The sequence below is a fragment of the Citrobacter sp. CK188 genome (assembly GCF_030333525.1).
Taxonomy (GTDB): domain Bacteria; phylum Pseudomonadota; class Gammaproteobacteria; order Enterobacterales; family Enterobacteriaceae; genus Citrobacter_B; species Citrobacter_B koseri.
The window spans coordinates 281,206-298,682 of record NZ_JAOWFU010000036.1; the positions used below are offsets into that span (position 1 = coordinate 281,206).

Here is a 17,477-nt window from a genome sequence, read left to right on the forward strand (position 1 = left end):
TTAGGCAGGGTGATCTCTGGACGTATTCCTTCCTGAAGCCGGTTTTCTGGCATTATTACTGAGTCTTGGGGTCAACGTGTTGACCCCACTTGCCACGCTGGTGGGGTTGCGCCAGCGCTGGCAGGGCATCAGACGTCTGGCGATAATCGGCGTCCTGGCGCAATTCGCGCTGTTATTACTGGCGTTCGCTATTCTGGTTTTCTGCTTTCTTACCAGCGATTTTTCGGTTGTCTACGTTGCACAGCATAGCTACAGCCTGCTGCCGTGGGGATTAAAACTGGCGGCGGTGTGGGGCGGTCATGAAGGATCGCTGCTGCTGTGGGTGCTGTTCCTTTCCGGCTGGAGCGCGCTGTTCGCCTGGCGGTGCAAAGGCGAGCGCGATGCGCTCTTTCCGCTAACGCTCTGTATTCTGTCGATGATGACCGCCCTGCTGCTGCTGTTTGTCGTGGTCTGGTCGGACCCGTTCGTGCGTATCTTTCCGCCCGCGATTGAGGGGCGCGATCTCAATCCGATGCTGCAACACCTGGGGCTGATTCTCCATCCACCGCTGCTTTATCTGGGCTATGGCGGCCTGATGGTCGCAGCGGGCGTTGCGCTGGCGTCATTGCTGCGCGGCGGCTTTAGCGCGGCCACTGCCTGGGTCTGCTGGCGCTGGGCGCTCCCCGGCTGGTGCGCGCTGACGCTGGGCATCATTCTCGGGTCGTGGTGGGCGTACTGCGAACTGGGCTGGGGCGGCTGGTGGTTCTGGGACCCGGTGGAAAACGCCTCTTTATTACCCTGGCTTTCCGCCAGCGCGCTACTGCACAGCCTGTTCGTTTCCCGCCGGCGCGGCATCTTCCGCCACTGGTCTTTGCTGCTGGCGATTCTGACGCTGATTTTATCCCTGCTGGGCACACTGATTGTGCGCTCCGGCATTCTGGTTTCTGTCCATGCCTTTGCGCTGGATAACGTGCGTGCGGTGCCGCTGTTCGCGCTGTTTACCGTGTTGAGCCTGGCGTCGCTCGGGTTGTACGCGTGGCGAGGCCAGCAAGTCCGCCAGAATGCGCGTTTTGGCAGTTGGTCGCGGGAGATGATGATTCTGGCCGCGCTGCTGCTTTTTAGCGCCGTGCTGCTGATTGTGCTTATCGGGACGCTCTATCCGATGATTTACGGCCTGTTCGGCTGGGGGCGCCTCTCCGTCGGCGCGCCCTATTTTAATCGCGCCACGCTGCCGTTTGGGCTGCTGATGCTGTTAGTTATCGTACTGGCGACAATCAGAAGCCGGAGAGTGTCTGTGCGCCGCCAGCTTCCGGCGCTGCTGGCGCACACCGGCGTACTGATTATCGCCGCCGGGATTATTTTCTCCAGCGGCAGTCGGCACGAGATCAGCCTTAATCTGCGCCCCGGAGAGCAGGTGGAACTGGCAGGCTACACGTTTCGTTTTGAACGTCTCGATCTGGAGGCGAAAGGCAATTACACCACCGAGAAAGCGCAGATCGCCATTGAGCAGGATAAACGGCACATCGGGCGCGTCACGCCAGAGCGGCGTTTTTACGCGGCGCGCCGTCAGCAGATGATGGAGCCGGGGATTCGCTGGAATCTGCTGCATGACTGGTATGCGGTAATGGGCGAAAAAACCGGGCAGGATCGCTATGCCATGCGTCTGTATGTCCAGACCGGCGTGCGCTGGATCTGGGGCGGAGGGCTGTTGATGATTGCAGGCGCGGCGCTCAGCGGCTGGCGTGGGAGGAAGCGTGATGAGTAAATTAATCAACGCGTTGCCGGATGGCGGCGTACGGGGTGCGCAACACATTGTAGGCCAGATAAGCGCAGCGCCATCCGGCAGAATAGGTTTACTCTTGGCTATCATTTTGTTTTTCATCACCTTCGCAACGTATGCCCAGGTTGTGGACACCTGGCGCTTTGAAAACGCGCAACAGCAGGAAAAATCACTATTTATTGCCAGCCAGCTGCGCTGCCCGCAATGCCAGAATCAAAACTTGCTGGAATCCAACGCGCCGGTAGCGGTCAGTATGCGCCATCAGGTCTATACCATGGTGGCGGAAGGTAAAAGCGAAGAGGAAATCACCGCCTGGATGACCGAACGCTACGGTGAGTTTGTCCTCTACAACCCGGCGCTAACCGGGCAAACGTTGCTGCTGTGGGCGCTGCCTTTCCTGCTGTTGCTGCTGGTGGGCGTGGCGCTGTGGCGAGTGATAGCGCGTCAGCGTAAAGAGGAGGGGGAGTGAATGAGTCTGCATCAGGTGAGCGTACTGCTGCTGCGTCACAGCCAGCGCCAGGCGCAGCAGGCGCTGGCGGGTCAGGACGCGGCGCAGCTACAACAGGAATTGCATCATGATTTGGCGGAGCCTGTGGCTTCGGACGCGCCGTCGCGCCCGCTGCCGGTGAAAGCGCTGCTGGCCGTTGCGATCGTCATGGTGATGGCTTGCGTCGGCGGCTATCTGGCGTCGTCAAAATGGCAGGCCGTTCGCCAGGAACAGCAGCGTCTGGCCGATCCGCTGCGGGCGTTTACCGATGAACCGACGGCGGAAAAGCAGTTACTGACGTTGCAGGCGGCGATTCGCGCAAACCCACAGGACAGCGCGCAGTGGGCGACGCTGGGCGAGTACTACCTCTGGCGTAATGCCTATGACAATGCTCTGCTGGCGTATCAGCAGGCGCTGCGCCTGCGGGGAGAGAACGCGGAGATCTATTCGGCGCTGGCGACGGTGCGCTATTACCAGTCCGGGCAGCATATGACGCCGGAAACGCGTGAAATGATCGATAAAGCGCTGGCGCTTGATGCTTCGGAAGTCACCGCGTTAATGCTGCTGGCCGCTGATGCGTTTATGCAGGCTGATTATGTGCAGGCCATCGCATTCTGGCAAAAATTACTGGATTTGAACTCGCCAAGGGTTAATCGCGTGCAACTCATTGACGCTATTAATATGGCGAAGTTGTTGCAGAATCGTCAGAAATAATTTTGTTTTTTTGTGATTTGTGTCGTTTTTGCTGTTTAAAAAGTAAGCGAATGAACGGTGGCGTTAAAATAATTCCAGAAAGGTATTATTCGTTTTTGAGGAAATAAAAATCTTTCCATAACAAATAGTTATTCATGATGATCGCGATAAACTCGCGTTATTATGCATAAAATCAGTTAGATGCCCTGTTCTGAAAGGGTTGCGCAGTATGCCATGCAAATGGTACTGATTATGCGCGTTAAAAAACTCCACAAACGAACGCAACACAATTCATACCCTTTCAGTATGTACTGTTCTCATCCTTTTTTGAATGCAGAACGGCGCTTCATTGAGGAAGTCTGTTGTTATGAAAAACTTGAAAATCAGCCTGGCCTGGCAGATTTTGCTGGCCATGGTGCTGGGTATTCTTCTGGGCAGTTATCTGCATTATCACAGCGACAGCCGCGAATGGCTGGTTGCCAACCTGCTGTCACCGGCGGGTGATATCTTTATCCATCTGATCAAAATGATCGTCGTTCCGATTGTTATTTCCACTCTGATTGTCGGTATTGCCGGTGTCGGCGATGCGAAACAGTTAGGGCGTATCGGTGCCAAAACCATTATCTATTTCGAAGTGATCACGACCGTCGCCATTATCCTCGGTATTACACTGGCGAACGTGTTTCAACCCGGTTCCGGGATTGATATGTCGCAACTGGCGACCGTGGATATTTCGAAATACCAAAGCACGACGGCGGAAGTACAAAGCCATGCGCACGGTTTGATGGGCACGATTTTGTCACTGGTTCCGACCAATATTGTCGCGTCGATGGCGAAGGGCGACATGCTGCCGATTATCTTCTTCTCGGTGCTGTTTGGCCTGGGTCTGTCTTCCCTGCCTGCGACTCACCGTGAACCGCTGGTCACCGTGTTCCGCTCCATCTCAGAAACCATGTTTAAAGTGACCCACATGGTGATGCGTTACGCGCCGGTCGGGGTGTTTGCGCTGATCGCCGTGACCGTGGCGAACTTTGGTTTTGCGTCGCTGTGGCCGCTGGCGAAACTGGTGCTGCTGGTACACTTCGCGATTCTGTTCTTCGCGCTGGTGGTGTTGGGCATCGTGGCGCGTCTGTGCGGTCTGAGCGTCTGGATTCTGATTCGTATCCTGAAAGATGAACTGATTCTGGCTTACTCCACGGCCAGCTCTGAGAGCGTGCTGCCGCGCATTATCGAGAAGATGGAGGCCTATGGCGCTCCGGCGTCGATCACCAGCTTTGTGGTGCCGACCGGGTACTCCTTCAACCTTGATGGCTCAACGCTGTACCAGAGTATTGCGGCGATCTTTATCGCGCAGCTGTACGGTATCGACCTGTCGCTGTGGCAGGAAATCATACTGGTGCTGACGCTGATGGTCACCTCGAAAGGGATTGCGGGCGTGCCGGGCGTTTCCTTCGTGGTGCTGCTGGCGACGCTGGGTAGCGTGGGCATTCCGCTGGAAGGGCTGGCGTTTATCGCCGGTGTTGACCGTATCCTCGATATGGCGCGTACCGCGCTGAACGTGGTGGGTAATGCGCTGGCGGTGCTGGTTATCGCCAAGTGGGAACACAAGTTTGACCGTAAGAAAGCGCTGGCGTATGAGCGCGAGGTATTGGGCAAATTTGATAAGACCGCGAATCAGTAATTCATGACAGATTGCCGGATGGCGCTACGCTTATCCGGCCTACGGGAAGCTGTGGTCTGTAGGCCGGATAAGGCGCTTGCGCCGCCATCCGGCAATATTACATTCACCCGTTGGTTAACTTATCAAACTCTTCGCAGCCGGTATCAAACCCTTCCGTACAGCTCAGATTCAACCAGTGCAGCGCCTTCTGTTTATTCTTCTCAATAAAGCCCTGTTCGCCGTTTAAGAACAACATTCCGGCCCAGTATTCGGAGTAGCCGGTACGGGAAATGGCGGAACTGCGTTTGAAATACCAGGTCGCCTTATCGTCATCGGCAGGAATGCCCACGCCGTTGGCATAAATCAGCCCGAGCAGCATCTGCGCATCGGCGGCAGAATCGCTCTCCAGGTTTTCTGAGGCGTTTTGCAGCAGTGAAATGGCTTTTGGATAATCAGGCGTCCCCGCCTGGGTGTTGACCAGAATGCGCGCCAGAGTGATTTCTCCGGCTTTGCTGCCCGCTTGTGCCGCCTTTTCGGCCAGCGTTTTAGCCTGCGGATAATCCAGACTGACGGGGTTGGTGATTTTGATTTGCGCCAGCAATGCGCAGGCATCCGCATCACCGTTGTCTGCGGCTTTTTGCGCCCAGTATTCCGCTTTGCTGAGATCGCCGGAACTGAACCAGGTATCGGCAAGAAAATACTGTGCGCGTCGGTCTCCGCCCTCCGCCGCCTTCAGATACTGGCTGCCAGGCTCAGTATCGGTGGCATGGGCAAAGAATGTCATTAAGAACATCAATGCAAGAAGTGGTTTCATTTTGAGTTTTATTTAGGGTACGGAGTAGACAGTATAAAGAGATCGTATGGATAAAAAAACAGCCTCCGGCGGAGGCTGTTGCAAGGAAAATGTCTGATGGCGATGCTCACGCATCTTATCAGGCCGACGGTGGAAACAGGTCGTAGGCCGGATAAGGCATTCTCATGCCGCCATCCGGCAGATTACCCCATTGCGCTTTCGCGCAGACGGGTTTTCAACTTGCTGTACTCATCAATCACATACTGCTCGGCGGCGCGCTGATCGGCGATCGGCTCGACGCGCACGGCGCAGTACTTGTACTCCGGCGTTTTGGTAATCGGGCTTAAGTTCTCCGTCACCAGCTCGTTACAGGCGCCAATCCACCACTGGTAGGTCATGTAAATCGCCCCTTTGTTCGGACGATCGCTGACCTGCGCACGGGTGATAATTTTGCCTTTACGTGAATGAACCCAGATCAGCGCTTCATCTTCAATGCCCAGACGCGCGGCGTCGGCCGTGTTGATTTGCGCATAGCCAGGCTCATCCGCCAGCGCCGCCAGCGCGGCACAGTTCCCGGTCATCGAGCGACATGAATAGTGGCCGACTTCACGCACCGTAGACAGCACCATCGGGTACTCTTCGGTGAGTTTGTCGATCGGCGCGACCCAGTCGCAGGTGAAGAACTGCGCCAGACCGTTCGGGGTGTCGAATTTCTCTTTGAAGAGATAAGACGTCCCCTGATCGGCATCCGACGTGTCGCGGCAAGGCCACTGAATGAAGCCCAGTTCGCCCATCTTCTCGTAAGTCGCCCCGTAAAAATCCGGGCACAGATGACGCAACTCATCCCAGATCTCCTGGGTGTTGTTGTAGTGCATCGGGTAGCCCATACGGGTGGCGATTTCGCTGATGATTTGCCAGTCCGTTTTCAGATCCCACTTCGGTTCAACGGCTTTAAAGAAGCGCTGGAAACCACGGTCAGCAGCGGTAAACACCCCTTCATGCTCGCCCCACGACGTAGACGGTAAGATAACATCCGCCGCCGACGCGGTTTTGGTCATAAAGATGTCCTGCACGATGACCAGTTCCAGGTCTTCAAACCCTTTGCGCACCGCAGAGAGTTCCGCATCGGTTTGCAGCGGATCTTCACCCATAATGTACGCCGCGCGAACTTCGCCATGCGCAGCACGGTGTGGCAGTTCGCTGATGCGATAGCCGGTATGCGCTGGCAGGCTTTCCACGCCCCAGGCTTTGGCGAATTTTTCGCGGTTAGCCGGGTCTTTCACGTACTGATAGCCCGGATAGGTATCCGGCAGCGCGCCCATGTCACATGCGCCCTGAACGTTGTTCTGGCCGCGAACCGGGTTTACGCCCACGCTTGGCTTACCGAGGTTGCCGGTCAGCATGGCGAGACTGGTCAGCGAACGCACGGTTTCCACGCCCTGATAGAACTGGGTCACGCCCATGCCCCACAGGATTGCGGCGCTTTTCGCTTCGGCGTACATACGCGCCGCCTTGCGAATATCGTGCGCGCTCACGCCGGTGATATCCTCAACGGATTCCGGCGTGTAGCCTTCGACAATCTTACGGTACTCTTCAAAGCCTTCAGTACGGGAGGCGACGAACGCCTGGTCGTACAGATTTTCTTCAATAATGACATGACCCATAGCGTTGAGCAGCGCGATATTCGAGCCGTTTCTCAACGCGATGTGGATGTCGGCAATGCGCGCGGTTTCAATTTTGCGCGGATCGCAGACGATAATTTTCGCGCCGTTGCGTTTAGCGTTAATCACATGATTCGCCACGATAGGGTGGGAATCCGCCGGGTTATAGCCGAAGATAAACACTAAATCGGTGTTATCAATTTCGTTAATCGCATTACTCATTGCGCCGTTACCGACCGACTGGTGCAGACCTGCAACCGATGGGCCGTGTCAGACGCGAGCGCAGCAGTCAACGTTATTGGTACCAATAACGGCGCGCGCGAATTTTTGCATTACATAGTTGGTTTCGTTACCTGTGCCGCGAGACGAACCGGTCGTCTGGATGGCGTCCGGGCCATACTTCGCTTTGATGGCGCTCAGGCGATCGGCGACGTAGTTCAGCGCTTCATCCCAGGAAACGGATTCCAGTTTGCCGCCACGCTGGCGACGGATCATAGGGGTTTTCAGGCGCGGGGTCAGGATCTGGGTATCGTTAATAAAATCCCAGCCATAGTAGCCCTTCAGACACAGAGTACCCTGATTGGTTTTCCCCTGCGCCGCCTCTGCCCGGACGATTTTGCCGTTATCGACCACCAGGTTGATTTTGCAACCTGATGCGCAATACGGGCAAACCGTGACGACTTTTTTCATCGGTCTCGCTCCAGTTAATCAAATCGCGCATACGCGCTGTCGGCCTCATTATGCATCTTTTATGCCATGTTTTTATTGGGGTCTTTCCCTGATATTACGGGTAAAATTTGGTCAAAACCCTGACGAAAAACAGGCTGTCGTCAGTTTTGACGTGACGAACAGGAAAAGCGGTGACGGCCCGGCAGTGTGACCAGGGTTATGTTTCCTGCATCTCCTGCTGCGCAATATCTGTCACTCCGGGCAGAATCAATCACACTCATCTGTAGGGGATGTGAAATGGGGAAGGGTGATGAAACCAGCCATACTGGTCGTGGATGATGACGCGGCGGTCTGCGCATTGTTGCAGGATGTCCTGAACGAGCACGTTTTTGCGGTGACGGTCTGCCATACCGGGCAGGCTGCGCTGGCGTGCGTCGAAACCCAGCCGGAGATTGCGCTGGTGTTGCTGGATATGATGCTGCCCGACACGAACGGTTTGATGGTGTTGCAGCAGGTACAGAAGATCAGGCCTACGCTGCCGGTGGTGATGCTCACGGGGCTGGGGAGCGAGTCGGATGTGGTGGTCGGACTGGAGATGGGCGCTGATGATTACATCAGCAAACCGTTTAACCCGCGCGTGGTGGTGGCGCGAATGAAAGCCGTACTCCGTCGGGTTGGCGTGCTGATCGCCGAAGGCGGAAGCGTGCAGACGTCCGGCCTCTCTTTCAATGGCTGGCATCTGGATACCGCGCGCTGTCAGTTGCACAATCCGCAGCAGCAGGCGGTGGATCTCACCCAGGGGGAATACAGTTTGCTGCTGGCGCTGGCGCAAAACGCCCGTCGGGTGCTCAGCCGTGAGCAGTTGCTGGAATTAACGCACAGCGACAGCGTCGAGGTGTTTGATCGCACCATTGATGTGTTGATTATGCGTCTGCGCCGCAAAATTGAAATCAATCCGCATCAGCCGACGTTGATCAAAACCCTGCGCGGCCTCGGGTATGTTTTTGCCGCCGATGTGCAGCACCACGATAAAGCCGCGTAATCAGGCGCAGTTGCCGGATGGCGGCGTAAACGCCTTATCCGGCCTACTGTAGGCCTGATAAGCGTAGCGCCATCAGGCGTACTGGCTACAAAAGCGTTCGCAACTCCTCAAGCGTTTTCGCGCCATCAATCGCATTGGCGCACAGCAGGCTGACCCGCGCGCAGGCGTGCGCCAGCTTAATGCTCTCGGCCAGCGGCCATACTTCGTGGCAGCCATACAAAAAACCGGCGCAGAACGCATCTCCCGCGCCAACGCTACCGACAATCTCCCTCTGCTCCAGCTTTTGCGATGGTATCCAGACGCCAGGCTGATCCGGCGTTTCGCCCCAGGCGCCTTCCGGGCAATGAATCACCACCCGCTGGCGGACGCCTGCATCCAGCAATTCGCGGGCGGCTGCGGCGATGTGCGGAATATGCGGTTCGCCGTTGGGCTGGCGGATCTCCAGGCCGCTGAACTCCCCGGCCTCCAGCTCGTTGATCACCAGATAATCCAGATGGCGTAGCGCGGGCAAAACCAGCGGCTGATAGCGCGGATCGCCTTTGCGAGACACCAGATCCAGCGAAGTCTCAAAGCCCTCCTCATGCATCTGCGCCATCAGCCGTGCGCTGCGGGTGCCGTAGTCATCATCCGGCATATCCAGACTGTCGAGCAGCAGCAGATAGCCCAGGTGGAAAATCTTCATCGAGGCATCAAGCTCATCGAACGCGGGCAGATCCAACAGACGGTTAGCGCCGGGGGAGTGGAAAAAGGTGCGCTGCCCGCTGGGATCGGTCATCACCTGCGACATCGACGTGGGGGCAAACGTGGTGCGCTGGACATGCTGGCGATTGACGTGATACTGCTCCAGCATCGCCATAATGTAGTCTCCGTCGGCGTCCTGGCCGATTAATCCCACAGCCTGCAACGGCAGTCCGGTGTGCATCTTTGCCAGCGTCAGCAGGACATTAAGCGGCGCGCCGCCCGTCGAACGTTCGCTATGGGTGATCTCCGCCAGCCAGCCGCGCTCCGGCCACTGTACGATTTGGTGCACATGGTCGACCAGCATATTGCCCGCCGCGATAATGCCTTTACGTTCCATCAGATCTGCCCCGCGCTGCCAAAAATGCGCATCTGTTCCGATACCGTATCGGTAATCGCTTCTTCAATGCCCAGCAGCAGTTCGGCGAACTCATCATACAGCGGCTGGCGGTTAGTCATCCGTGATTCCACCGCCGCCAGCGCAGCCTGCGACATACCGGTGTAGAAATTGATTTTGTGAATGCCCAGCGTAATGGCGCGACGAAAATCCTCATCGCTGATGCCGGAACCGCCGTGCAGCACCAGCGGTAGCGCCGTTTGCTGGCGAATGGCGTCCAGACGTGGGAAATCGAGTTTGGGCTCGCCTTTATATTTGCCGTGAGCGTTGCCGATGGCGACGGCCAGGGCATCAATACCGGTGCGGTCAACAAAATCGCGCGCCAGCTGCGGATCGGTAAACAGCGATTCGTCGGCATGACCATACAGCGCGCCGCCCTCATCGCCGCCAACCGCGCCAAGTTCCGCCTCTACCGACACGCCAACGGCGTGGCACATCTTCACTACTTCCCGGGTCTGGCGGATGTTTTCCTCATACTCCAGCGTGGAACCATCAAACATTACCGAGCTGAAGCCCAGACGTAACGCCCGCACTACGGATTCAAAATGCAGCCCGTGGTCGAGGTTAAGCACCACTGGAATATCGTGTCGGGCGGCTTCGAATTTTACCGCTTCGACCAGCGAGTCCAGCGAAACATACTTAAAATGGACCTCGGCAATGTTAATGATAAACGGCGAGCGTTCCTGCCTGGCGGCGGCGAACAGCGCGCGTAAAAAGTGGGAATCCAGAACGTTAAACGCCCCCAGCGCATAGCGATGCTTGCGGGCATGGTCGAGTCCATCGGCAAGAGAAATCAACGGCATAATGTGCTCCTTGTTCAGCAGAACAGGCGGTACTCGTTACACAACACCAGTTGCGCCGGTTCATCTTCTTCAATGTCGTTATAGCGGGCGATCGGCTGGAGAAAATGGTTGTCATGGTCATCGTCATTGACGGAAGAAACTTCGCCGACCAGCACGTCGCCAAACCCTTTTTCCGCCCAGAAGCTGTGATACAGGCCCGGCGTCAGGCAAATGCTTTCTCCTGGCGAAAGGCGCAGCTGGCTGCCTGCCGCATGGGTCTGTCGACAGCCGTCTATCACAATGGTGACGTCGGTATTGTCGGTCTGGTCCCGGGAGTCGGCGTTCCACAGCTCAACGATTAAATTACCGCCGCCGCGATTGATAATGTCTTCACGCTTGCGCCAGTGGAAATGCATCGGCGTAACCTGCGCGTCGCGCACATGCATGATTTTTTCCGCGTAGCATTTCTCATAAGGCATACCTTTGGGCGAGCCGTTGCGCAGGGTAAACAGCGTCAGTCCCTGAGCGGCAAAATCTGTCCCGCCGAATGCGGTAACATCCCAGCCGAGTCTGAGATCGAATATTTCGCTCCAGGCGGCATCAAGCTGACGCCATTGCGATGGGGCAAAGCTGGCGAAAGGCGGCAGGTGGACGTCATGCATGGAAAAGAATTGCCGCGTGTGGCCGAGAATTTCGTTTATTTCGGAGCGTTTCATTGAAAGAATTCTCCTTATTGTGATGTAGCCTTGTAGGCCGGATAAGGCATTTTTGCCGCCATCCGGCATGGGTTTACTGCCTGATGGCGCTGCGCTTATCGGGCCTACGCAGAGGCCGCTTTCCGTTATTTCACCGTCCAGCCCTTGTAGCTGCCGATGTTGTTTTTATCGATCATCGTCACCGGAATCAGCACAGGTTCACCAGGCGCCGGTTTGCCCTGTAGAATGTCATAGCCGATCTCCACCGCTTTTGCCGCCATCACCTGCGGATCTTGTGCGGGGGTCGCCACAAACAGGGAATTTTCACGCTTCAGCGCCTCTTCGCCATCGGGCGAACCATCCACACCGACGATAAAGAACTCATTGCGCTGTGCCTGTTTCGCCGCCAGATCGGCGCCGATCGCCGTCGGATCGTTGATCGCAAATACGCCGTCGATCTTCGGATTCGCAGCCAGCAGGGCGGTCATCACTTCCAGCCCGCCTTCGCGACTGCCTTTGGCATTCTGGTTCCAGGAGAGCACCTTGATATCCGGGTGGCGTTTGAACTCGGTCTGGCAGCCCTCGACACGGTTCTGCACGGCGGAAACCGGCGGCCCGTTGATGATCACCACATTGCCTTTGCCTTTCAGACGATCGGTAATGTATTTACAGGCCATTTCGCCCGCCTGGGTGTTATCAGAGGTGATGGTGGCGTCTGCGCCTTCGGCAGCCACGTCAACCGCGACCACCACGATCCCGGCGTCTTTCGCCCGTTTCACCGCCGGGCCGATCCCTTTTGAATCTGCGGCGTTAAGGATGATCATATCCACCTTCGCGGCAATAAAGTTGTCGATCTGCGAAACCTGCTGACCCAGATCGTAGCCGCTGGAGACCAGCGTCACTTTTACGCCATCACCGGCCAGTTTGCGTGCTTCCAGCTCCGCCCCTTTTGTTATCTGCACGAAGAACGGGTTGGCAAGATCGCCCACCGTCACGCCGATGGATTTCAGTTCTTTGGCCTGTACAAACGGCGATGCGGCCAGTAACGCGCCAGCACAGAGCGCGGTCACTAATGGTTTCAAACGCATACTCTTTTCCTCACGTAGGGTATTGTTGTTATAAGCCTGATGGCGCTGCGCTTATCCGGCCTGCGAACGGGTAGGCCTGCGCCGCCATCCGGCAAGTTTGTCTATGCACTTTGATGGTGTCGGGTACGGTATTTGTCGATCAGCACCGCTATGATGATCACCGCCCCTTTGATCACCAGTTGCCAGAAGTAAGAGACGCCCATCAGCGTCATGCCGTTATTCAGGGTGGCGATGATCAGCGCGCCTACCAGCGTGCCGGTGATCGTGCCGATCCCGCCGACAAAACTGGTGCCGCCGAGGATCACCGCCGCGATGGCGTCCAGCTCATACCCCATGCCTAAGTTGCCGTTGGCGCTGTAGAGACGCGAGGCGCTCATCACTCCGCCCAGCCCCGACAGCAGACCGCTCATGCCGTACACAAATAGCAGCACCAGCCACACTTTGATGCCGGTTAAACGCGCCGCCTGCATGTTGCCGCCCACGGCATAAATATGTACGCCCAGCGTGGTGCGGCGCAGAATGAACCAGCACAGCACGATCACCGCGAGGGCGATAACCACCAGCCACGGAATCGGGCCAAGATAGTTATTGCCAATCCACTCGAAGCTGATGTTGGAGTTGATCACCGTGGTGCCGTCCGCCAGCAGGTAGGCCGCGCCACGCAGCGCCGTATAGGTGCCGAGCGTGACAATAAAGGGCGGCAGCCCGGCGAAGGCCACCAGCGCGCCGTTAATCAGCCCCAGCCCCAGGCCGAGCATCAGCGCCGCCGGAATCGACAGCATGGCGAACTCCGGTATCAGAGAGACCACCATCGCCGCCACGGCGGTGGTGCCGAGAATCGACCCCACGGAGAGGTCGATGCCGCCGGTCAGAATGATGAACGTCATCCCCGCCGCCAGCACGATGTTGATCGACGCCTGGCGGGTGATGTTCAGCAGGTTGCTTTCAGTGAAAAAGTTAGGTGCGATAAAGCCAAATACCGCCACGATCAGCACTAAAATCGGTAAAATACCGACCGTTTGCATCAGATCGCTCATCAACATCTTTTTTGCGGAGGCGGACTTCGCCACCTGCTGGGGAGTGGTTGGGTTATTCATGATTTCACCGCCTCAAGGTGGGAGTCGTTTACGCCGGTCGCCAGCCGCATGATGTTTTCCTGTGTAATGTCCTGGCTGTGCAATTCCCCGGCAATGCTGCCTTCATGCATGACGTAGACGCGATCGCTCATGCCGACGATTTCCGGCAATTCACTGGAGATCATCAGGATCGCCACGCCCTTACGCGCCATTTCGTTCATGATGCGATAGATCTCGCTTTTCGCGCCGACATCCACGCCGCGCGTCGGTTCGTCCAGAATCAGAATGCGCGGGCCGATGGCGACCCAGCGTGAGATCAGAAGCTTTTGCTGGTTGCCGCCGGACAAACCTCCGGCGCGAACCTGGGCATGCGGCACGCGAATGTTGAGTAACTGAATGGCGTCATCGGAGATGCTTTGGGCTTTTTTACGGTTCAGCATCCCCCAGTTGGCGTCGCGCTCCAGCGTCGCCATCGTAATGTTCTCCGCCGCCGCCAGTTCTAAAAACAACCCCTGTTCTTTGCGGTTTTCGGTGAGGTAGCCAATACCGTGCTCAATGGCTTCACGCGGGGAGTGGATCACCACCGGCTCGCCATCCACCTCGATCATCCCGCCGGTGGCTTTACGCACGCCGAAAATCAGGTGCGCCAGTTCGGAGCGCCCGGCGCCGACCAGCCCGGCCAGGCCGACGATTTCGCCGGAACGTACCAGCAGGCTGCACGGCTGCACTTTACCGCCGTCGGTAAGGTGATGAACGTTCAGGCGCGGTTTACCGAGCGGGATGTCGCGTTCTTTGTTGAACAGGTCGCTTAACGGACGCCCGACCATCATGCGCACCAGTTCGGACGCGTTGAGTTTGTCGCGGGTGAGGCTGCCGACGTACTGTCCGTCGCGTAGGACGCTGACGCGATCGGACAGCTCATACACCTCCGCCATACGGTGGCTGATATAGATAACCGCCATCCCTTCATCGCGAAGGCGCATGATCAGCTCAAACAGACGGTGGGTTTCACGAGATGAGAGGGCGGCGGTAGGTTCATCCATCACCAGAATACGGCTGTTGCGATGCAGGGCGCGGGCGATCTCTACCTGCTGCTGTTCGGCGATGGTCAGCCGCATTACCCGATCGCTGGCTTTAAACTGCGCGCCGAGCCGGTCGATGACCTTTTGCGCCTGCAACACCATCTCTTTACGCTGCACGATGCCGCCGCGCGACAGTTCGCTGCCGAGGAAAATATTTTCGGCGACGGTAAGGTTAGGCGCAAGCTGCATCTCCTGATAAATCAGAGTGATGCCTGCGCTCAGGGCATCTTTCGGCCCACGAATATGAAAGGGCTGACCGTCGATCAGAATCTCGCCGCTGGTGGCGGTATACGCACCGGCGAGAATCTTCATCAGGGTGCTTTTACCGGCGCCGTTTTCGCCCATCAGCGCGTGGATTTCACCGGGGTATACCGTCAGATCGACCCCTTTCAGCGCGTAAAATTTGCCAAACGCTTTGGCAATATTGCGCATCTCCAGAACCGGTGTCCTGCTCATGGCGGATCTCCTGCGGGGTTAGCGATATCAGCACTCCATCACAGGAAAGTAAATGCAAAATGTCAGAAGCCGTTCATATTTGTCATATTGCGATTTTTCTTCATGGAGCGTGATATGCCGCAGCACAGACGTCACTTTTTCGCCAGTGCGCGCGGGCGACTGCTGTTTTTTAATCTGCTGGTAGTGGCGGTGACGCTGATGGTGAGCGGCGTGGCGGTGCTGGGTTTTCAGCATGCGAGTCAAATACAGGAGCAGGTGCAGCAGCAAACCGTCGATGACATGACCGGCAGTATGAACCTGGCGCGCGATACGGCGAACGTGGCGACGGCGGCGGTGCGGCTGTCGCAGGTGGTCGGTGCGCTGGAGTACAAGGGCGAAGCGGAGCGGTTGCAGGAGACTCAGCGGGCGCTCAGGCATTCACTCGAACAACTGGCGACCGCTCCGCTGGCGCAGCAGGAACCGGGGCTGGTGGCCCGCATTATTCAACGCAGCAACGAGTTGCAGACCAGCGTGGCGGGCATGTTGCAGCGCGGGCAGCGGCGGCATCTGGAACGTAATACGCTGCTGAGTTCGCTGTATCAGAATCAGAGTTACCTGCGGCATCTGCAACAGCTTGATGCGGCGCAGGATGCGGCGTTGTTCAGTCAAATGGATCGCCTGATTCGCGCCGCCATCGAAACGCCGACGCCGCGCGCCGTCATTAAACGGCTGGATGGCGTGATGCGCGCCCTGCCTGAGCAACATGCCGATCCGCTGGTGAACGTGATTCTGTCTGACTTTAACCAGGAGTTACGCAAACTTGAACCGCTCTCGGCGGCGCTGGAGCAAAGCGACCTGGCCATCAGCTGGTACATGTTCCACATCAAAGCGTTGGTGGCGATTTTAAACAGCGACATCAATCAGTATGCGGCGCAGGTGGCGATCATCTCAGAACAGCGGGTGGCGCAAAGCCATCAGGAATTGCGCTCCGGCGCGTTGTTTATCATGACCTTCGCCCTGCTGGCGGTGGTGATTACCGGCTTTGCCGGGTGGTATATCTACCGCAACCTCGGTTCTAACCTGACGGCGATTTCGCGCGCCATGACCCGGCTGGCGCACGGCGAATCGGATGTCAGCGTCCCCGCCTTGCAGCGGCGGGACGAGCTGGGGGAACTGGCGCGCGCGTTTAACGTTTTTGCCCGCAATACGGCGTCGCTGGAGCGCACCTCCCGCCTGCTGAAAGAAAAGACCTCCCAGATGGAGATCGACCGAACGGAGCGTCAGGGGCTGGAAGAGGCGCTGCTGCACAGCCAGAAACTGAAAGCGGTAGGGCAACTGACGGGCGGGCTGGCGCATGATTTTAACAATCTGCTGGCGGTGATTATCGGCAGCCTGGAGCTGGTCAGCCCCGACTCGCCGGATGCGCCGCGCATTACCCGCGCGCTGAAGGCCGCCGAGCGCGGGGCGCTGCTGACGCAACGCCTGCTGGCGTTCTCCCGTAAACAGTCGCTGCACCCGCACTCGGTGGAACTGAAAACGCTGCTGGAAAACCTGAGTGAACTGATGCGTCACTCGCTACCGGCCACGCTGACGCTGGAGATAGAAGCCCAGTCGCCCGCCTGGGCCGCATGGATAGACGTCAGTCAACTGGAGAACGCGATCATCAACCTGGTGATGAACGCCCGCGATGCGATGGAAGGGCAGACAGGGACGATCAAAATCCGCACCTGGAACCAGCGGGTTACGCGCAGTGACGGACGTCGTCAGGATATGGTGGCGCTGGAGGTGATCGATCACGGCTGCGGTATGTCGCAGGAGGTGAAGGCGCAGGTGTTCGAGCCGTTCTTCACCACCAAACAGACTGGCAGCGGCAGCGGGCTTGGGTTATCGATGGTTTACGGCTTTGTGCGCCAGTCAGGCGGCCGTGTCGAAATTGAGAGCGCGCCGGGGCAGGGGACGACGGTCAGATTGCAGCTTCCCCGCGCCATCGCGCCTGCGGTGGCAAACCTGGAGCCGGTTGCGGTGCAAAGTACCGCCAGCGACGAGAAACTGGTGCTGGTACTGGAAGATGAGGCGGATGTTCGTCAGACGTTGTGCGAGCAACTTCATCTGCTGGGGTATCTGACGCTGGAGGCCGCCAACGGCGAGCAGGCGATGCAGATGCTGGCGTCATCCGGCGAGATTGATGTTCTTATCAGCGACTTAATGCTGCCAGGCAGCCTGAGCGGCGTGGAGGTGATCAACCATGCCCGCAAGCATTATCCCCGCCTGACGCTGCTGCTTATCAGCGGGCAGGATTTACGCCCGGCGCATAACCCCGCGCTGCCGGATGTGGCGCTGCTGCGTAAACCGTTTACCCGGGCGCAGCTCGCGCAGGCACTGCGGGCGGCGCATGTGCAGGCATGATAAGCGTCGCGATA

Annotated in this window: 12 protein-coding genes and 1 pseudogene; 5 read left to right on the forward strand and 8 right to left on the reverse strand. The window is 57.5% G+C overall.

Annotation, left to right across the window (positions count from 1 at the left end; all coding sequences use genetic code 11):
- Positions 1 to 16 precede the first annotated feature (16 nt).
- The 3 genes and pseudogenes from nrfF (at position 17) to gltP (ending at position 4,620) form a co-directional block, all read left to right on the forward strand.
- Positions 17 to 2,228 (forward strand): annotated as a pseudogene (gene nrfF, locus OGV67_RS18865) (heme lyase NrfEFG subunit NrfF).
- Complete coding sequence (gene nrfG, locus OGV67_RS18870) at positions 2,229 to 2,960, forward strand: heme lyase NrfEFG subunit NrfG (protein WP_369701134.1); 732 nt, start codon at positions 2,229 to 2,231, stop codon at positions 2,958 to 2,960.
- A gap of 346 nt (positions 2,961 to 3,306) precedes the next feature.
- Positions 3,307 to 4,620, forward strand: coding sequence for a glutamate/aspartate:proton symporter GltP (gene gltP, locus OGV67_RS18875; RefSeq protein ID WP_024130825.1), 1,314 nt, complete (start codon positions 3,307 to 3,309; stop codon positions 4,618 to 4,620).
- Positions 4,621 to 4,723: 103 nt separating this feature from the next.
- Here the strand turns inward: gltP and yjcO are convergent, their stop codons facing one another.
- Positions 4,724 to 5,413, reverse strand: a complete 690-nt coding sequence (yjcO, locus tag OGV67_RS18880; protein WP_012134575.1) for a Sel1 family TPR-like repeat protein YjcO — start codon at positions 5,411 to 5,413, stop codon at positions 4,724 to 4,726.
- Positions 5,414 to 5,595: 182 nt separating this feature from the next.
- Entirely contained in the window at positions 5,596 to 7,743 is a 2,148-nt protein-coding gene (gene fdhF, locus OGV67_RS18885; protein ID WP_115615244.1) for a formate dehydrogenase subunit alpha, read from the reverse strand.
- Positions 7,744 to 8,032: 289 nt separating this feature from the next.
- Here fdhF and OGV67_RS18890 point away from each other — a divergent pair, with 289 nt between their 5' ends.
- The gene (locus tag OGV67_RS18890) at positions 8,033 to 8,764 is read left to right on the forward strand and encodes a response regulator transcription factor (protein WP_012134571.1); all 732 of its coding nucleotides are present in this window, start codon (positions 8,033 to 8,035) and stop codon (positions 8,762 to 8,764) included.
- Between the two features lie 85 nt (positions 8,765 to 8,849).
- On the opposite strand, the gene OGV67_RS18895 is transcribed toward OGV67_RS18890, so the two are convergent.
- The 6 genes from OGV67_RS18895 to OGV67_RS18920 form a co-directional block, all read right to left on the reverse strand.
- Entirely contained in the window at positions 8,850 to 9,845 is a 996-nt protein-coding gene (locus OGV67_RS18895) for a carbohydrate kinase family protein (protein ID WP_096753815.1), read from the reverse strand.
- A complete protein-coding gene (locus tag OGV67_RS18900; protein WP_012134569.1) occupies positions 9,842 to 10,702 on the reverse strand; it encodes a ketose 1,6-bisphosphate aldolase in 861 nt (286 codons plus the stop codon). Before OGV67_RS18900 ends, OGV67_RS18895 begins: the two co-directional genes overlap by 4 nt.
- 14 nt (positions 10,703 to 10,716) lie before the next feature.
- A complete protein-coding gene (locus OGV67_RS18905) occupies positions 10,717 to 11,397 on the reverse strand; it encodes a D-lyxose/D-mannose isomerase (protein ID WP_071257244.1) in 681 nt (226 codons plus the stop codon).
- 125 nt (positions 11,398 to 11,522) lie between these two features.
- Entirely contained in the window at positions 11,523 to 12,464 is a 942-nt protein-coding gene (locus OGV67_RS18910) for an ABC transporter substrate-binding protein (RefSeq protein ID WP_012134567.1), read from the reverse strand.
- A 101-nt stretch (positions 12,465 to 12,565) separates the two neighbouring features.
- On the reverse strand, positions 12,566 to 13,561 hold the full coding sequence (locus OGV67_RS18915; protein ID WP_047459617.1) for an ABC transporter permease subunit: 996 nt from the start codon (positions 13,559 to 13,561) through the stop codon (positions 12,566 to 12,568).
- On the reverse strand, positions 13,558 to 15,078 hold the full coding sequence (locus OGV67_RS18920; RefSeq protein ID WP_012134564.1) for a sugar ABC transporter ATP-binding protein: 1,521 nt from the start codon (positions 15,076 to 15,078) through the stop codon (positions 13,558 to 13,560). The genes OGV67_RS18915 and OGV67_RS18920 overlap by 4 nt, the downstream gene beginning before the upstream one ends.
- A 114-nt stretch (positions 15,079 to 15,192) precedes the next feature.
- Between OGV67_RS18920 and OGV67_RS18925 the strand changes: the two genes are divergently transcribed.
- Positions 15,193 to 17,463 (forward strand): hybrid sensor histidine kinase/response regulator, encoded by a 2,271-nt coding sequence (locus tag OGV67_RS18925; protein WP_286465904.1) that lies wholly within the window; start codon positions 15,193 to 15,195, stop codon positions 17,461 to 17,463.
- The last annotated feature ends 14 nt before the right edge of the window (positions 17,464 to 17,477 follow it).